The 17,173-nt window shown below is 65.4% G+C and carries 17 protein-coding genes and 1 riboswitch; of the genes, 10 read left to right on the plus strand and 7 right to left on the minus strand.

Annotation, left to right across the window (positions count from 1 at the left end):
• Position 1: 1 nt before the first annotated feature.
• A complete protein-coding gene (locus DKT70_RS15275; protein ID WP_233490609.1) occupies positions 2–742 on the minus strand; it encodes a GntR family transcriptional regulator in 741 nt (246 codons plus the stop codon).
• A gap of 84 nt (positions 743–826) precedes the next feature.
• On the opposite strand from DKT70_RS15275, the gene DKT70_RS15280 reads away from it, so the two are divergent.
• The 10 genes from DKT70_RS15280 to DKT70_RS15325 all read left to right on the plus strand — a co-directional run bounded on the left by DKT70_RS15280 (position 827) and on the right by DKT70_RS15325 (position 10,297).
• Complete coding sequence (locus tag DKT70_RS15280; RefSeq protein ID WP_111559951.1) at positions 827–1,981, plus strand: LLM class flavin-dependent oxidoreductase; 1,155 nt, start codon at positions 827–829, stop codon at positions 1,979–1,981.
• Positions 1,982–2,872 (plus strand): aldo/keto reductase, encoded by an 891-nt coding sequence (locus DKT70_RS15285; protein WP_111559952.1) that lies wholly within the window; start codon positions 1,982–1,984, stop codon positions 2,870–2,872. It abuts the gene before it with no gap.
• On the plus strand, positions 2,872–3,378 hold the full coding sequence (locus DKT70_RS15290) for a flavin reductase family protein (RefSeq protein WP_111559953.1): 507 nt from the start codon (positions 2,872–2,874) through the stop codon (positions 3,376–3,378). Before DKT70_RS15285 ends, DKT70_RS15290 begins: the two co-directional genes overlap by 1 nt.
• Before the next feature lie 55 nt (positions 3,379–3,433).
• Positions 3,434–4,021 carry a TRAP transporter small permease gene (locus tag DKT70_RS15295; protein ID WP_111559973.1) on the plus strand — a complete coding sequence of 196 codons (588 nt, stop codon included), beginning with the start codon at positions 3,434–3,436 and terminating at the stop codon, positions 4,019–4,021.
• Positions 4,021–5,310 (plus strand): TRAP transporter large permease, encoded by a 1,290-nt coding sequence (locus DKT70_RS15300; RefSeq protein ID WP_072297418.1) that lies wholly within the window; start codon positions 4,021–4,023, stop codon positions 5,308–5,310. Before DKT70_RS15295 ends, DKT70_RS15300 begins: the two co-directional genes overlap by 1 nt.
• A 23-nt stretch (positions 5,311–5,333) precedes the next feature.
• Positions 5,334–6,389, plus strand: coding sequence for a TRAP transporter substrate-binding protein (locus tag DKT70_RS15305; protein ID WP_111559954.1), 1,056 nt, complete (start codon positions 5,334–5,336; stop codon positions 6,387–6,389).
• Between the two features lie 51 nt (positions 6,390–6,440).
• Complete coding sequence (locus DKT70_RS15310) at positions 6,441–7,454, plus strand: YeiH family protein (protein ID WP_111559955.1); 1,014 nt, start codon at positions 6,441–6,443, stop codon at positions 7,452–7,454.
• A 256-nt stretch (positions 7,455–7,710) separates the two neighbouring features.
• Positions 7,711–9,159, plus strand: a complete 1,449-nt coding sequence (locus DKT70_RS15315; RefSeq protein WP_111559956.1) for a cytochrome ubiquinol oxidase subunit I — start codon at positions 7,711–7,713, stop codon at positions 9,157–9,159.
• Positions 9,160–9,161: 2 nt separating this feature from the next.
• Positions 9,162–10,193: a cytochrome d ubiquinol oxidase subunit II gene (gene cydB, locus DKT70_RS15320; protein ID WP_111559957.1), complete on the plus strand. Its 1,032-nt coding sequence runs from the start codon at positions 9,162–9,164 to the stop codon at positions 10,191–10,193.
• A complete protein-coding gene (locus tag DKT70_RS15325) occupies positions 10,193–10,297 on the plus strand; it encodes a DUF2474 family protein (protein WP_072297423.1) in 105 nt (34 codons plus the stop codon). Before cydB ends, DKT70_RS15325 begins: the two co-directional genes overlap by 1 nt.
• Here the strand turns inward: DKT70_RS15325 and DKT70_RS15330 are convergent.
• The 6 genes from DKT70_RS15330 to DKT70_RS15355 all read right to left on the minus strand — a co-directional run bounded on the left by DKT70_RS15330 (position 10,294) and on the right by DKT70_RS15355 (position 17,040).
• A complete protein-coding gene (locus DKT70_RS15330) occupies positions 10,294–10,662 on the minus strand; it encodes a DUF1850 domain-containing protein (RefSeq protein WP_233490610.1) in 369 nt (122 codons plus the stop codon). The two genes, DKT70_RS15325 and DKT70_RS15330, sit on opposite strands and share 4 nt — an antisense overlap.
• Complete coding sequence (locus DKT70_RS15335) at positions 10,662–12,767, minus strand: TRAP transporter permease (protein WP_111559958.1); 2,106 nt, start codon at positions 12,765–12,767, stop codon at positions 10,662–10,664. The genes DKT70_RS15330 and DKT70_RS15335 overlap by 1 nt, the downstream gene beginning before the upstream one ends.
• A gap of 54 nt (positions 12,768–12,821) precedes the next feature.
• On the minus strand, positions 12,822–13,778 hold the full coding sequence (locus tag DKT70_RS15340) for a TAXI family TRAP transporter solute-binding subunit (protein ID WP_111559959.1): 957 nt from the start codon (positions 13,776–13,778) through the stop codon (positions 12,822–12,824).
• Between the two features lie 82 nt (positions 13,779–13,860).
• Entirely contained in the window at positions 13,861–14,553 is a 693-nt protein-coding gene (locus DKT70_RS15345) for a thiamine ABC transporter ATP-binding protein (protein ID WP_111559960.1), read from the minus strand.
• Positions 14,546–16,084 (minus strand): ABC transporter permease family protein, encoded by a 1,539-nt coding sequence (locus tag DKT70_RS15350; RefSeq protein ID WP_111559961.1) that lies wholly within the window; start codon positions 16,082–16,084, stop codon positions 14,546–14,548. Before DKT70_RS15350 ends, DKT70_RS15345 begins: the two co-directional genes overlap by 8 nt.
• Positions 16,060–17,040 carry a thiamine ABC transporter substrate-binding protein gene (locus DKT70_RS15355; RefSeq protein WP_199559624.1) on the minus strand — a complete coding sequence of 327 codons (981 nt, stop codon included), beginning with the start codon at positions 17,038–17,040 and terminating at the stop codon, positions 16,060–16,062. The genes DKT70_RS15350 and DKT70_RS15355 overlap by 25 nt, the downstream gene beginning before the upstream one ends.
• 31 nt (positions 17,041–17,071) lie before the next feature.
• A riboswitch (TPP riboswitch) is annotated at positions 17,072–17,172 on the minus strand.
• Between the last annotated feature and the right edge of the window lies 1 nt (position 17,173).

Consider the following 17,173-nt stretch of genomic DNA (forward strand, 5'->3'; position numbering starts at 1 on the left):
CTCAGATCAGGCGCTGCACGTAAAGCGCCCTGTCGGTGTCGTACCAGGTTCGAGAAAACTCGACGGCACGGGCGGTCTGTGCCCATGACAGGCGCTGGATATGGGCGGTGATGGTGCCGGGGCGGGGGGCAAAGCGGTCATGCGACCAGTCGGGGACCGGGGCGATGCCCACGCGGTCCTCGGCGCGGGTGATCCACAGCTTCAGCGCACGCTTGTAGGTCAGATAGAGCGAATCCTGCACCTTGTCGCGGGGCACGCGGCCCGCACCGCCATCCAGCCAGATCTCCTCGACGGCGATGGGAATGTCGTCCAGGAATCGCAGGCGGCGAAAGCGCGTGCCGTGGTCGGATGTGCCGTAATCGGGTTGGGCGGCATCCTTGGGCAGGTAATCGACTGACATGATTTCGGCATTGGGCAGCCCGCCCCCGCCCGTCGCATGTTCCAGCCGGAACATCGAATAGACCGAAGCCACCTGCTGGCCCGCACGGACATAGTTTCCCGACCCCTGCCGACGCTCGATCAGGCCCTTGTCTTCCAGCTGGGCCAGGGCCTTGCGCAGGGTGCGGACGGTGGTGTCATGGGCCTCGGCCATCTCGCGCTCGGGGGGCAGGCGCTGGCCGTCGACCAAGCGGCCCGCCGCGATGTCGCGGATGACCAGTTCCTCGATCTGCAGATGGATCGGCAGGGCATCGGGGCGGGCTGTCGATGTGCGGCGGGTCGAATTCAATTCCCCGACCTCCACTCTGGAATAATTGATACACCATTGATCTACATCAAGGCCAAGGCTATGCAAGGGGAAAGTTCGGATGAACCCGCGGAGGAAAGCATGACCGTCGTTCCCGTCACATCGGCCGATCTGGACCGCGTCGAGGTCGCGTGGTTCTCCGCGCTCTGTTCGGATGATTTCCGCCATCTGGGGGTTCCCGACGATGACCTGCGGTCGTCCTGGGCGCATTGTTCCGATATCGTGAAGACCGCCGAGGCGCAGGGTTTCGGCAACATCCTGTGCCCGTCCTCCTATCAGGTGGGGCAGGACACGCTGTCCTTCGTGGCGGGCTGCGCGCCCATCACCGACCGCATCAACATGCTGGCCGCGGTGCGCTGCGGGGAAATGCAGCCGATCATGCTGGCGCGCACGGTCGCGACGCTGGACCACATGATGCAGGGGCGGCTGACGCTGAACATCATCTCGTCGGATTTTCCGGGCGAAAAGGCCGACAGCGAGTTCCGGTATCAACGCTCGCGCGAGGTGGTGCAGATCTTGAAACAGGCTTGGACGCAGGACCGGATCGACTTCCACGGTCAGGTCTATGATTTCAGCGATGTGACCACGGACCCGGCCAAGCCCTATCAGACGGGCGGGCCGATGCTCTATTTCGGCGGCTATTCCCCTGCGGCGCTGGACCTCTGCGGCGAACATTGCGACGTCTATCTGATGTGGCCCGAAAAGACCGAGGACATCGCCGACCGGATGAAGGCCGCCCATGCTGCGGCCGAACGTCACGGGCGGGTGCTGGATTACGGCTTTCGGTCGCATGTCATCGTCCGCGACACCGAGGCCGAGGCACGCGAATATGCCCGCGAACTGGTGTCGAAATTGGATGACGAACAGGGCCGCCTGATCCGCGAGCGTGCGCTGGATGCAGGCTCTCTGGGCGTCAGCCGACAGGCGCGCAACCGCGAGCTGGCCGATCTGGAAGGGTATATCGAACCGAACCTGTGGACCGGCATCGGGCGGGCGCGGTCGGGCTGCGGGGCGGCCATCGTCGGATCGACTGATCAGGTGCTGTCCAAGTTGGAGGAGTTGCAGAAGATGGGCATCCGGTCCTTTATCCTGTCGGGCTATCCGCATATCGATGAGGCCGAACATTTCGGAACCCGCGTGCTGCCGCAGATGAAGACATGCCAGTTGAACCGCGAATGGGGCCGCGTGCCCGCCACCACACCGCAGACGCCGCTTGGCGCAGGAGAACGTCGCTGAATGGAACGCGTCACGATTGCCGAAGGCCTGTCCCTGTCCCGCCTTGTCTATGGCATGTGGCGGGTGGGCGATGATGCCGACACCTCGGTCGCGCATGTGCGCGCCAAGATCGATGCCTGCCTGGACCAGGGCATTACCACGCTGGACCAAGCCGACATCTATGGCGACTATACCGCCGAAGCCATCCTGGGCGCCGCTTTGAAGGCCGACCCGGGTCTGCGCAGCAGGGTCGAACTGGTCAGCAAATGCGACATCGTTGCGCCCTGCGGAAAATACGCCGATGCGTCCTGCAAGCATTACGACACCTCGGCGGCGCATATCCGCGCCTCGGTCGAAAGCTCGCTGCGCGATTTCGGCACCGACCATCTGGACCTGCTGCTGATCCACCGCCCCGATCCGCTGATGGACCATCACGAAACCGGCGGCGTGCTGGATGCGCTGGTCCGCGAGGGCAAGCTGCGCGCGGTGGGCGTGTCGAATTTCCGCCCTTGGGATGTGGAATTGCTGCAATCGGCGATGAACACCAAGCTGGCCACCAACCAGATTGAACTTTCGCTGGCCAGCGTGGCGCCCTTCACCAATGGCGATCTGGCCTTCCACCAGAAGCGGGGCGATTGCGTGATGGCGTGGTCGCCCCTGGGCGGCGGCAGCCTGATGACCGGCGAAGGCCCGGTGCAGGCGGTGCTGGATGAACTGGCGGGCGAATTCGGCGTCGATCGCGCGGCGATGGCCGTGGCCTTCCTGCTGCGCCATCCGGCGACGATCCTGCCGGTGCTGGGCACGAATGCGCTGCCGCGCATTGCTGCCATCTCGGATGCGGCGAAGGTGGATCTGGATCGTCAGCAGTGGTTCCGCCTCTATCAGGCGGCCCTGGGCCACGAGGTCGCGTGATGAAGCATGGCGCGGCCACCAGCTTTGTTCCCGCCGCTGACAACAGCCGCGACCTGCGCGACGCCTTCGGGCGGTTTGCGACCGGTGTCACCATCGTGACGGCGCAGGGGCGGAACGGCTGCGTGGCGATGACCGCCAACAGCTTCGCCTCGGTCTCGATGCAGCCGCCCTTGGTGTTGTGGTCGCCGGGACGGGCCTCGTCGCGCTATCCGGTCTTCGTGGGGGCCGAACATTACGCGATCCACGTGCTGGGGGCCGAACAGGAATCGCTGGCCTTCGCCGTGGCACGCGACCAGGCGGCGCTGCCCGTCGACAAGCTGAGCCTGAACGAAAACGGCGTACCGGTGCTGTCGAACTGCCTTGCGCGCTTCGACTGCGTCCGCCATGCCGTGCATGAAGCTGGCGACCACGCCATCATCGTGGGCGAAGTCCTGCGGGCCGAAATGCGCCAGGGCGATCCGCTGGCCTTCTTCGGCGGTCGGGTGACGCGGCTGGACAACAGTTAGGCGCCGCCGCATCCCGCAGGAGGAGGCGGGGCGCGGAACGGGGCGGAGGGGAATGATGACGTTTCTGAGCGGGCTGATCCGGCCCTTGTCCTGGCTGAATGACCACGTCCTGCGGGTCGGCCGCGCCGTGGGCATCACCGCCGTGGCGGTCATGGTCGCCGTGACGCTGCTGCAGGTGTTCAGCCGCTATGTGCTGAACAGCGCACTGGCCTGGCCTGACGAGGCCGCGCGGTTCTGCATGCTGTGGATGACCGGGCTGATGGCGCCGACGGCCTTTCGCACCGGGGGTTTCGTGGCCATCGACGTGCTGCCGGAAATGTTGCCCGCAACCGTCGCGCGCATCCTGAACCTGATCCTGCTGTGCCTGTCACTGCTGGTCCTGTATTTTACCATTCCCATCGCTTGGGCCGAGGTGACGGGCATTGGCGGCCGCTTTGCCAGCGCATCCCTTTATCTGCCCGTCTCGCTTGATTTCAGCCAGTGGTACCGGGTGCCGCGGTCCTGGATGATGGCATCGCTGCTGGTGGGGGCGGTGATGCTGTTCGTGGTCAACATCGAATTGCTGCTGCGCAACCTGGCACTGCTTCTGGGGGTGACGGGCCTGCCGGAAATTCCGAAAACCGATACGCAAGGGGCCGAATGATGCTGGTCTGGTTTCTTCCGGTCTTCCTGGTCTTCCTGCTGGTCGGCCTGCCCGTCTTCTTCGCGCTTCTGGCCGCGCCGGGGCTGCTGTTGTTCCTGAACGGTCAGGAACGCGACCTGACGCTGCTCTATCGCAACCTCTATAACGGCATCGACAGTTTTCCGCTGATGGCGATCCCCTTCTTCATGCTGGCCGGCGAGATCATGAACCGCGGCGGCATCACGCTGCGGCTGGTCGAATTCAGCCAAGCGCTGATCGGGCATCTGCGCGGTGGTCTGGCGCATGTGAACGTGCTGTCATCGATGCTGTTTGCGGGCCTGTCGGGCAGCGCGGTCGCCGACACGTCCGCCTTGGGATCGATGCTGATCCCCGCGATGGAGAAGCAGGGCTATACCCGCAAATTCGCCGCCGCCATCACCGCCGCCAGTTCCGTGATCGGGCCGATCATCCCGCCGTCGGGGATCATGATCATCTATGCCTATGTCATGGGCGAAAGCGTTGCGGCGCTCTTTTTGGCGGGCATCGTGCCGGGTGTGCTGGTCGGCGTCGGGCTGATGGCCCTGATCAAGCTGATGGCCGACAAATACGACTTTCCCGTCGCGTCGCGCAAATACACTTGGCCCGAACGCGGTCAGGCCAGCCTCAAGGCATTCTTTCCGCTGATGACCCCGGTCATCATCCTGGGCGGGATCCTGTTCGGCATCTTCACGCCCACCGAGGCCGCCGCCGTCGCCGTCCTTTATGCGCTGGTGATCAGCCTTTTCGTCCTGCGGACGTTGCGGGTGCGCGAATTGCCGGACGTGCTGGGCAAGGCGGGGCTGACCTCGGCGGTGGTGCTGCTGCTGGTGGGCGCGGCAATGTCGTTCAAGACCGTCGTCTCGCTCAGCCATGCGCCCCAGCAGCTGGCGGAATTCATCCTGATCCTGACCGACAATCCGCTGCTGCTGCTGTTCCTGATCAACATCCTGCTGTTCATCGTGGGCATGTTTTTGGATGCGGGGCCGGCGATCATCATCCTGGGACCGATCCTGGGACCTGTCTTCACCGGCATGGGTGTGGACAGCATCCATTTCGCCATGATCATGTGCGTCAACCTGACGGTGGGACTGGCGACGCCGCCGATGGGGTTGGTGCTGTTCGTCGCCTCGGCCGTGTCGGGGGAAAGGGTATCGACCATATCGCGGGCGATCCTGCCCTTCCTTGCGGTCGAGATCCTGGTAATCTTTCTGATCACCTATTTCCCCGCCATCTCGCTGACGATTCCGCGCCTGACCGGCTTTGCAAACTGACTGAATTCTGTGGGAGGAACACGATGAAGACGACACTGACATTGGCCGCCGCACTGGCCTTGGGCACGGCCATCGCCCTGCCCGCCATGGCGCAGGAATACACCATCCGCGCCGTGGCCAACTCGAACGAGAACGATGAGGATTACGACGGCCTGCAGGTCTTCAAATCCTATGTCGAGGCCGCCTCGAACGGCGCCATCGCGGTCGAGATCTATATGGGCACGCAGCTATGCTCCAACGGTGCAGAATGTCTGCAGGGCGTGGCCGAAGGGTCGATCGACGTCTATATTTCGACCTCGGACGGGGCGGCGGGGCTGTTCCCCTATGTGCAGGTGCTGGACTTGCCCTATATCCTGCCCAACGACCGTGTGGCGGAAACCGTGCTGTCGGGCGATTTCACCCGCGACCTGCGCGAACGCATGCTGGCCGATTCGGGCGACACGCTGCGGCTGATGACCATCGGCAACACCGGCGGCTGGCGCAATTTTGCCAATACCAAGAAACAGGTCAGCACCCCCGCCGATCTGGAGGGCATGAAGCTGCGCAGCGTCGTGGCCGACCTGCCGCAGGAACTGGTCCGCGCCATGGGCGCATCGCCCACCCCGATCCCCTGGCCGGAGCTGTTCACCTCGCTGCAGACCGGCGTGGTCGAAGGCACCCAGAACGGCATCACCGACATCATGTCGATGAAATTCCCCGACGCGGGGCTGAATTACATCACGCTGGACGGCCATGCCTATATGGGCGCGTTCTGGTGGATGTCGAACCAGACCTTCCAGTCCTTGCCCGAAGACATGCGCGTCATCGTCAATGACGGCTTTTATCAGCTGCAACAGGCGACCTTCGCCTCGCCCAAGCGCAAGTCGATCCCCGCCTACGACGAATTCACCGAGGCCGGCGGCCAGATCTATGTCCCCACAGAGGAAGAGAAGAAGGCCTTCGCCGACGCCGCCCAACCCGTCTATGACTGGTTCACCGAGAATGTCGATGGCGGCGCCGAGATCCTGGAGACCCTGCGCGCCGACGTCGCCGAGGCCCAGGCCCAGATGGACGAAAACCGCGCCCGCGACATCCAGTAAGACCGCAAGGGGGGCCACGCGCCCCCCTTCACCAACCCGGACAATCACGACATGACGCAGATCACATCCGCCCGCCATGCGGCGCAGGCGTTGCAACGGCTGTTTCCCGGCATCGCGCTGGCGCTGATCGTGGCGATGGCCGCGCAGTTCCTGTCCGACCATTATGGCGCGCCGGTGATGCTGATGGCGATCCTGCTGGGCATCGCCTTCAACTTCCTGTCCGACCATGACCGCACCGGCCCCGGCATCGCGGTCGCGGCGCGTGTATTCCTGCGGGCGGGGGTGGCGCTGCTGGGCCTGCGGGTGTCGCTGGACATGGTGCGCGAGATCGGCTGGGGTTTCGTCTTGGTGATGGTGGGCTGCGTGGCGGCGGTGATCCTGCTGTCGGTGCTGCTGGCGCGGCTGATGGGGCGCGACCGCGCCTTCGGCTTTCTGACGGGTGGGTCGGTGGCGATCTGCGGGGCCTCGGCGGCCATGGCCATCGGGTCCATCCTGCCGCAGCGCGACACATCGGAGCGCGATCTGGCCTTCACCGTCATCTCGGTCACGGCCTTTTCGACGGTGGCGATGATCCTTTATCCGATCGTGGCGGGAGCCTTGGGGCTGGATGATCACCAGACGGGTCTGTTCCTGGGCGGGACCATCCACGACGTCGCCCAGGTCGTGGGCGCGGGCTATTCCGTGAACGAGGAAACTGGCGACATCGCTACGGTCGTCAAGCTGATCCGCGTCACGCTGCTGGCGCCCACGGTGCTGATCGGCGCGCTGGTGCTGCGCCGCCACCATCCGACGACCGGCAAAAGGCCGCCCCTGATGCCGGGTTTCGTGGTGGCCTTCCTGCTGCTGGCGACGCTGAATTCGCTGCACCTGGTGCCGCAGGCGGTGACCGACCCCGCCTCGACCCTGTCGCGCTCGCTGCTGGTGACGGCGGTGGCGGCGGTGGGCATGAAGACATCCTTGGGGCGTCTGGTCGATGTCGGGGGCGCGGCCTTCGCGATGCTGACCGCCCAGACCCTGGCGCTGGCCTGCCTAGTGCTGGTTCCGCTGCTGATGGGCGTGATCTGACGCCTGCCCGCCCCGGCAGCGCCAAGTGTGCCGGCCCCCCGGACGGGCGGGCCGTTCCGGGGCACGTTCCATGGCTTGGCCGCATCGGGCCCCCATATCTCTGGGGACCGACCGGCCACAGGGCCTTGGACAAACTGCCCATGTGACATCAGTGCGCTTGCGATAGGGAACCTTCGGGGACTAGCCTTGCTTGAACGACGCCACCCGATGCGCAGCCCGTCTTGTGCCGGGCCAAGTCTTTGCCAAGAGGTTCCTGATGTTCGAAACCGTCGATGCCGTCCTGCTGGCCCGGATACAATTCGCCTTCACGGTCAGCTTCCATTTCCTGTTCCCGGCTTTCACCATCGGCCTGGCCAGCTTTCTGGCGGTGTTGAACGGGCTGTGGCTGTGGACGGGCAACACGAAATATCTCGACCTGTTCCGCTATTGGGTCAAGATCTTCGCGCTGGCCTTCGCGATGGGCGTCGTGTCGGGCATCGTCATGTCTTATCAGTTCGGGACCAACTGGTCGGTCTTTTCCGACAAGGCGGGTCCGGTGATCGGCGCGCCCATGGCCTATGAGGTGCTGTCGGCCTTCTTCCTGGAAGCGGGCTTCCTGGGCATCATGCTGTTCGGCCGCGACCGCGTGGGGCCCGCGCTGCACATGATCGCCTGCCTTGCGGTGGCAGTGGGGACGGCCATTTCGGCCTTCTGGATCCTGTCGGTGAACAGCTGGATGCATACACCCGCAGGCTTCGAGATCGACCCCGACACCGGCCAGTTCCTGCCCACCGATTTCTGGCAGGTGATCTTCAACCCGTCCTTCCCCTATCGCCTGATGCACACGGTGACGGCCGCCTATCTGACCACGGCCTTCATCGTCGGCGGCGTGGCGGCGCTGCACCTGCTGCGTCATCGCCACCGCCCCGACCTGGTCAGCCCGGCCACGCGCACGATGTTTTCGATGGCGATGTGGATGGCAGCGGTCTTTGCGCCCGTCCAGATCTTCCTGGGCGACATGCACGGGTTGAACACGCTGGAACATCAGCCTGCCAAGGTCATGGCGATGGAGGGGCATTTCGAAAGCCACCCCGACGGCGCGCCGCTTTACCTGTTCGGGCTGCCGAACCAGGATGAACAGCGGCTGGAATACGCCATCGGCATCCCCAAGCTGTCCTCGCTGATCTTGAAACACGACCTGAACGCGCCGCTGGATGGCCTCGACACCATCCCGCGCGAGGATCAGCCCCCCGTCGCCATCGTCTTCTGGTCGTTCCGCGTCATGGTGATGCTGGGCTTTGCGATGCTGGGGATCGGCCTGTGGTCGCTGGTGGCCCGTGTGCGGGGCCGACTTTACGAATGGTCGATGCTGCACCGTGCGGCGGTCGTCATGGCGCCCTCCGGCCTGATCGCGGTCCTTGCGGGCTGGATCACCACCGAGGTCGGGCGTCAGCCCTTCACCGTCTATGGCTTCCTGCGGACCGCCAACAGCGCCGCGCCGCTTGATGCGGCGGCGGTCGGCGCATCCTTGGTGGCCTTCATCATCGTCTATTTCGCGGTCTTCGGTGCCGGAACATACTATATCCTGCGGCTGATGAATCGCGCGCCTGCGATTTCGGAACCGCGCCTCATGGATGTCACCAACAGCCCGACGCGCACGGCAGGGACCACGCCCGCCCAGCAGCACATGACCCGCAAGATCAGCCCCGTTCATCCCGGAGAGTGACCATGACCATTGCAGAAGGCGTTTCCTTCGACCTGACCGTCATCTGGGCATTCGTGATTGCCTTTGCGGTCCTTGTCTATGTCGTGTTGGACGGTTTCGATTTGGGCCTTGGCATGCTGTTCGCGACCGAGGCCGAGGGCGAGGATCGCGACGTCATGATGAACTCGGTCGCCCCGGTCTGGGACGGCAACGAAACCTGGCTGGTGCTGGGCGGCGGGGGTCTGTTCGCGGCTTTCCCGCTGGCCTATTCGCTGATCCTGCCGGCGCTTTACGCCCCCATCATCGCCATGCTGCTGGCGCTGATCTTTCGCGGCGTCGCCTTCGAATACCGCTGGCGCACGACGCGCTGGCGGCCGGTTTGGGACGTGGCTTTCATCGGCGGCTCCGCCGTGGCGGCGCTGGCGCAGGGGATTACCTTGGGCGGCCTGCTGCAGGGGATCGATATCGACAAGCCCGGTCGCGCCTATGCGGGCGGCTGGTGGGATTGGTTGACGCCCTTCACGGTAATGGTGGGGATCGCGGTCATGGTCGGCTACATGCTGCTGGGGGCGACCTGGCTGGTGATGAAGACCGAAGGCCCGTTGCAGGAACGCATGCGCCGCAAGGCCTGGGTGCTGGGCATCGCCACGGTGGTCTTCATCGGCATCGTCAGCCTTTGGACGCCCTTCCTGCAGGACGGCTATTACAGCCGCTGGTTCGGGGGCTGGAACATCGCGCTGGCGGCGGGCGTGGGCATCGCGGTCCTGGCGATGGCCTTCGGGATGTTCCGCACGCTGACCGTGCGCCACCACGACTACTGGCCCTTTGTCATGGCCCTGGGGCTGTTCGTGCTGGGCTTTGCGGGTCTGGGCTTTTCGATGTTCCCCTATATCGTCCCCGTCGAGATCACCATCTGGGAGGCCGCCGCCCCCCGCAACAGCCAGGTCTTCATGCTGGTCGGGGCGGCGGTGCTGATCCCGATCATCCTGACCTATACCGCGTTTTCCTATTGGGTGTTCCGCGGCAAGATCATCCCCGGCGAGGGGTATCACTGATGCGGCAGGGCATGGGCCGTTTGGCTTGGTTCGTGGGGATCTGGCTGGCCAGCGTCGCCTGCATCGGCACCGTGGCCTTCCTGATCCGGCTGTGGATCGTCTAGGGCTGCGCGCAATCGGGGGCGGACCACAGGTGCAGCGGTCCGTCCCCTTCCGGCAGGGCGTGACAACGGCCATTCGCGCATAACCGCCAGCCGCCACCTGTGGCGCCGGATGCGCCCAGCCAGACGTTGCGCTGCGGCGGCAGATCAAGCGCATAGTGCCAGGCACCATCGCGCAGAACCGCATCGGGCGGGGGTTCCATCCCCGCCCCTGATGCGCTGATCCAGGCTTGGACGGGGGCCAGCCCAAATTCTGTGACTTGCCAGCGTTCCCACCAGGTCGTGCGTTCCACCGAATGCGTCCAGTCCAGGGTGAATTCGGTCGTGGCCAGCGACAGCAGCAGGGCGCCGCCGGCCACGCAGAGCATCAGGCGACCACCCGGCGCAGCCGCAGCCAGTGCATCGCCCCGAAGGCCAGCGCCAGTCCAAAGCCCAGCTCGTCCGAGAGCGGCATCGCCACGATCAGCGAAACCCCCGCCGCGAAGGCCAGGACCCGTTCGACGATATTGGTGCGGTCCAGGAAATATCCGACCATCGCCACGCCCCACAGACCGACCCCCAGGACCGTCTTCAGCAGGATATAGGCGACCTCGATCGGATAGCCCCAGGTCGCGGCGATGGGGCCGCCATCCTGCAGCATCAGCGACGGTGTATAGACGGCCATGAAGGGGATGATGAACCCCGCCGCCGCCAGCCGGATCGCCTGCATGGAGATCTTGAGCCCCGAGGTCTTGGCGATCGGCCCGGCGGCAAAACAGGCCAGCGCGACGGGCGGCGTCAGGTCGGCCATGATCCCGAAATAGAAGACGAACATATGGCTGACCAGCAGCGGCACCCCCAGCTCCATCAGCGCCGGTCCGGCCAGGGACGAGGTTATGATATAGTTCGGGATCGTCGGGATCCCCATGCCCAGCACCAGGCAGGTCAGCATGGTCAGCACCAGCGACAGGAACAGGTTGTCCTGACCGATGGCGATGATCGCGCCGATGAAGGTCGATGCGATGCCGGTCAGCGTCAGCGTGCCGATGACGACGCCGACGATGGCGCAGGCCATGCCGACAGGCAGGGCGTTGCGCGCGCCCTGCGCCAGCGCGTCGCGGACGATGCCGATGGTGGGGCGGGTGCCCTTGAAGGCCGCGCAGGCCAGCACCAGCAGGGTGATGACCGCCACCAGCAGGTTGATCCCGTATTTCAGGAACAGCGCCGAGGCGACCCCAAGCGCCAGCCAGAAGATGACGCGAAAGGCATAGGGCCCGATCATCGCCGCCAGCGGCGCGCCAAGGATCAGCACCGTCACCAGCGCCAGACCCATGGTGCCCGCAAAGATCGGCGTATAGCCCGCGAACAGCAGATAGACCAAAGCGGCCAGCGGCAGGACCAGCGGCCATTGATCGCGCACTGCGTGCCAAGGGTTCGGCAGGCTTGCACGCGGCAGGCCGCGCAGATCGTCGCGCCCGGCCTGCAGCCAGACCATCCAGAAGACCACCCCGAAATAGAGCAGCGCCGGAATGATCGCCGCCTTGACGACCGACGCATAGGGGACGTTCAGGGTCTCAGCCATGATGAAGGCGACCGCGCCCATCACGGGGGGCATGATCTGCCCGCCCATGGATGCCGTCGCCTCGACTCCGCCCGCGAAGGCAGCCTTGAAGCCGGATTTTTTCATCATCGGAATGGTGAACTGCCCCGAGGCCACGACATTGGCCACCCCCGACCCCGAGATGGTCCCCATCAGCGCCGATGACAGCACGGCCACCTGCGCGGGCCCGCCGCGCACGCCGCCGACCAGCCCCAGGGCGAAATCGTTGAACAGGTTCAACATGCCCGCGCGTTCGAGGAAGGCCGCGAAGACCACGAAGATAAAAATATAGGCGCTGCTGACATAGATCGGGCTGCCATAGATGCCCTCGGTCCCGAAGGCGAAATGTTCGACGATCTGTTCGAACCCATAGCCGCGATGGATGAAAGGCGGCGGCAGATGCTGGCCCAGGAAGCAATAGGCCAGGAAGATCCCCGCGATCACCGCCAGCGGCCAGCCCATCAGGCGCCGCGCGCCTTCGAAGACCAGCAGGACCAGGATGGTGCCCATGACCAGGTCCATCTGCGTCAGGAAACCGGTGCGGCGGATCAGGTCGTTATATTCGACCCAGTTGTAGATGCCGGTGCTGAATCCCAGCACCCCAAGCGCCCAGAAGAACGCCTGCCCCCGCGTCGATTTGGCGACAAGGTTGCCGACCAGGCCGAAGCCCAGCAACAGCAGGAACCCCACATGCATGGCGCGGACGACCTGACTGGGCAGGCTGCCGTATCCGGCCGCCCACAGCTGGAACAGGGAAAAGGCCACGGCCAGCCAGAAGGCCACGCGGCCCATGATGCCGGTGCCGAAGCCGGGGGGCAGGCCCTCGCTGAATTCGGCCTCGGCGGTGGGATCAAGCGTGGCGGGCCCGCTTGCGGGGGGATGGGATGCGGACATCGGGGACCTTTCCTGGGGATCGGCCCGCGCCGGGTGGCGCGGGCCATGGGGCGCTTATTCGATCAGGCCGATTTCGCGGTAATACCGCTCGGCGCCCGGATGCAGCGGGATCGAGATCCCGTCCAGCGCGGTGTCGGTCGAGATGCCCCCCGCCGCAGCATGGGCCGAGGTCATGCGGTCCAGGTTTTCGAACAGCAGCTTGGTCATCTGATAGGCGGCCTCCTCGGAGACGCCGTCATGGCTGATCAGCATGTTGCCGACGGCGGCGGTCGGCACGTCCTGATCCTGGCCGTTATAGGTGCCCGCCGGGATCACGCTGGGCACGAAGGGCGCGCCGATGGCCGTCACGGTTTCCTCGGGGATGGCCACGATGCTGATGTCATGGGTCGAAGACAGGTCCTTGATGAAGGCCACCCCCAGCCCCGAGGATTGCAGCGTCGCCTCCAGCTGGCGGTTCTTGATCAGCTCGCCCGATTCCGCGAAGGGCAGGTATTCGACCTTGCCCAGGTCGTCATAGCTCATGCCCGCGGCGGCAAAGATGGCGCGGGCGTTCAACTCGGTCCCCGAGGCTGGCGCCCCCACGGACATGGTCTTGCCGCGCAGATCCTCCAGCGTGGTCACGCCGGCCGATGCGTCGGCGACGATCTGGATATAGTTGGGATAGATGGCGGCGATGGCGCGGAGTTCCTCCAGCTTGCGGGGAAAGCCTGCCTCCTCGTTGCCCTCCCATGCAGCCTGGACGCTGTCGCCAAGGGCAAAGGCGATCTCTCCGCGGCCTTGGGCCAGCAGGTTCAGGTTCTCGACACTGGCCTTGGTGGCCTGCACCTGCGTGCGTGCGCCGTCGATACCTTCGGCATAGATTTCTGATAGGGCGACGCCAAGCGGGTAATAGACGCCCGAGGTGCCGCCCGTCAGCACGTTGATAAACTCCTGCGCCTGGGCCATGGGCGCGGTGGACATCAGCCCCCCAAGGGCGGCCGCGGGAATGGCGGCGGCGATGCGATGGAACATGTGGTTTCCTCCCGTGATGTTCTGGGGCCGAGGTTAGCAAGCAATCACCCTTGCGGGAACATGATGTTTGCAGCCCGTGAACTTATCCCAGATAGGCGCGCAGACCGGGGGGCGGGTCGTCCAGCAAGGGGCCCGTGTCGCGCGGGGGATGAGCGCGGCCATCCTCGACCAGGATGGTCTTGGGCGAAAAGACGCGGGCATCCTGCGGATCATGGGTGACCATCAGGACCGTGGCCTGCGTGCTGTCGGCAATATCGGCCAGCAGGACCAGCATCTCGGCCTTCAGGGCAGGGCCGAGGGCCGCAAAGGGTTCGTCCAGCAGCAGGACGGGACGTGCCCGCAGCAGCACGCGGGCCAAAGCGACCCGGCTCTGCTGGCCGCCGGACAGCGCGGCGGGACGGCGATCGCCGGTCCCGGTCAAGCCGACCTGGTCGATCACCTGCGAGACGCGGGTGGTCTGATAGCGGTTCAGGCGCAAATCAGGGCGCAGGCCCATGCCTATATTTTGTTTTACGGTCAGATGCGGAAACAAGTTGTGGTGTTGAAACAGGGTTGAGATCGGCCTGTCCCCCGGCGGAACCCCCGTGATGTCCTGCCCCTGCCACAGGATCCGCCCGCTGTCGGGCGCCAGAAACCCGCCGATCAACGAAAGCAGCGTGGACTTGCCCGACCCCGACGCGCCGATCACCGCAAAGCGCCCGCCCTGTTCTAGGGACAGATCGGCGCTGAGGCTGAAATCATCCTGACGGATCGCGATATCTCGCAGTTCAAGCATCCAACCGCCCTCCCTTGTCGAAGACCCAGAACAGCCCGAAGCTGAGCGCCATCAGCAGCACCGCCGCCCCTGCCGCATCCGCCATGCGATAGCTGTTCATCAGCTGATAGAGCTTCAGCGGCAAGGTCGGCTGATCGCTGGCGAACAATGTGATCACCCCCAGGTCACCCATGGCAAGGGCTGCGGCAAGCCCCCCGGCAAAGCCCAAGGGACGCACCAGCCGGGGCAGGGTCAGGTATCGCAACCGCGCCCAGCCCCGCAGGTCCAGCGAAGCCGCCAGCTGGCCGTAATCGTCCTGCAGGCTGCGCGCCGCCGGGATCAGCGCCTGCAGCCCGAAGGGCAGGGCCATGGCGGCGTTGATCGCCACCGTCACTGGCAGGGCCATCTGCTGCGGGCTGGCAAGGTCGCGCAGCAGGATGAACAGCCCCGTCCCCAGGACCAGAGGCGAGGCGATCAGCGGCAGCATGCCCGCCGCCTCGATCCAGCGTCCGGCACCGCGGGCGATGGTCAGCGCCAGCGTCAGGCACAGCGTCACCGCCAGCAGAGCCGAGATCACGGCCATCACCACCGACCGCCCCGCGGCCCACCAGATATCGGCCTGCAGCGCCGGCAGACGCGGCACGCCCACCACCATCACCGCCACCAGCGGCCACAGCAGGAAGCCCGCCGCCAGCGCGATGACCGCCGCATCCGCCGCGACGCGCCAGCCGCGCGGACCGGTCGGGCCCTGGCGTTCATCCATGCCCGCCCCGAATGCCGCCGGAATGGCGATCCAGCGCGCGACCATCAGGGCGGCGATACACAGCGCGATCTGCACCAACCCAAGCGTCGCTGCCCGCCCCAGGTCGAAATCGAAGCGGAAGGCCTGATAGATTGCCAGCTCGACCGTGGTGGCGCGCGGGCCGCCGCCAAGGGCCAAAGCGACGGTGAAAGACGTCAGGCAGACCAGAAAGACCGCCAGCCAGACGCCCGGCAGGGCCGCGCGCAGCATCGGGCGTTCCAGATGGCGGGCGATGTCGGCGGGCGCAAAGCCCAGGCTGCTGGCCAGGCGGAAGCGTTCGGACGGGATCGCCTGCCAGCCCTGCAGAAGCAGCCTTACCGAAAGCGGTAGGTTGAAGAAGACATGCGCCAAAATCACCCCCTGCCAGCCATAGATGCCGATCTCCGGCAGGCCCAAAATACGCAGGCCCTCGTTCAGCGCGCCATTGCGCCCAAAGACCGAGATCAGCCCCATGATCGCCACGATCACCGGCAGGATGAAGGGCGCCCCTAGCAGCGTGACCAGCAGGCCGCGCCCCCGGAACCGCCTTCGCGCCAGCGCCCGCGCGACGGGCACGGCCAGCGCCGCCGACAGCGTGGCCGACAGCGCCGCCTGCCAGATGGTGAAGCGCACCGCGCGCCAGTCCCATTCGCCCAATCCCGACAACCCGCCCGCCTGCCATGCGACGGCGGCAAGCGTGCCAAGGATCAGGGCACCCAGTCCGGCGGCGACGATGCGTCCCGCGATCACCCCGCGAAGGCGCGCAGCCATTCGTCCAGCGCCGGTTGGCGCAGGGCTTCGGCCTCGTCCTCGGAATAGAACAGCGTCTTGTCGGGACGCGGCAGGTCGCGCATGACCTGCGGCCAGTCGTCCTGCGGCAGCTTGGCGGGCAGGGACCAGTTGGCCAGCGGAATGGTCTTCTGGAACTCGGGCGTCAGGATCCAGTCCATGAACTGCTGCGCCAGTTCGGGCTGATCGGTCGAGGCGACCTGGGCTGCCAGTTCGGCCATGAAGTAATGACCCTCGGGGAAGATGGCGGCCTTCTTGGTCAGGTCGTCCTCGGCCGCGATGTGATAGGCGGGCGAGGTGGTGTAGGAGAGGACCATGTCCGCCTCTCCGTCCGTGAACATGCCATAGGATTCCGACCAGCCACGCGTCACGGTCAGCACCTTGGGCGCCAGCTTGGCCCAGGCATCCGGCGCATCGTCGCCATAGATCTGCTTGACCCACAAGAGCAGCGCCAGACCGGAAATTGACGAACGCGGGTCCTGGATCACGATCTTCAGGTCGTCGGGCGCGTCCAGCAATTCCTGAAAGCTGGCGGGCGGGTTTTCCAGACGGGTGTCGTCATAGACGAAGGCGGTTTCGCCCCAGTTATAGGGCAGGAAGATGTCATCGGTCCATTCCACCGGCAGCGACAGGTCGGACGTGTCCTGCCCATGGGGCGCGAACAGGCCGGATGCGCGGGCGCGGGCGGTGACATCGGTGTTCAGACCGAAGACGATGTCGGCCTCGGTGCCCTTCCCCTCCATCAACAGGCGGGGCAGGATGTCGCCGGTGACGAAATCCAGGGTGCAATCGCAAAAGGCCTCGAATTCGGATTTGATCGTCGGGCCGGGGCCCCATTCGCTGGCGATGTAATCGCTGGCATAGACGGTCAGCACGCGATCCTGCGCCAAGGCGGGTGTCGCCGCCAGCAGGGCGGTGGCGATAAACAGGGGTTTCAAGGCAGCCTCCTTTCAAACGGGTTTCGAAAGAAAGGACAGCCGTCACCTTCCCTCCGCCGGGTATCAACCGGATCAGGTTCAACGGGTCCGCAACTGCGTCTCAGCCCATGCAGGGCACCCCGAGGTAGGCTTG

Origin of the sequence: Paracoccus sediminilitoris (assembly GCF_003259195.1) — a bacterium.
Lineage (GTDB): Bacteria > Pseudomonadota > Alphaproteobacteria > Rhodobacterales > Rhodobacteraceae > Paracoccus > Paracoccus sediminilitoris.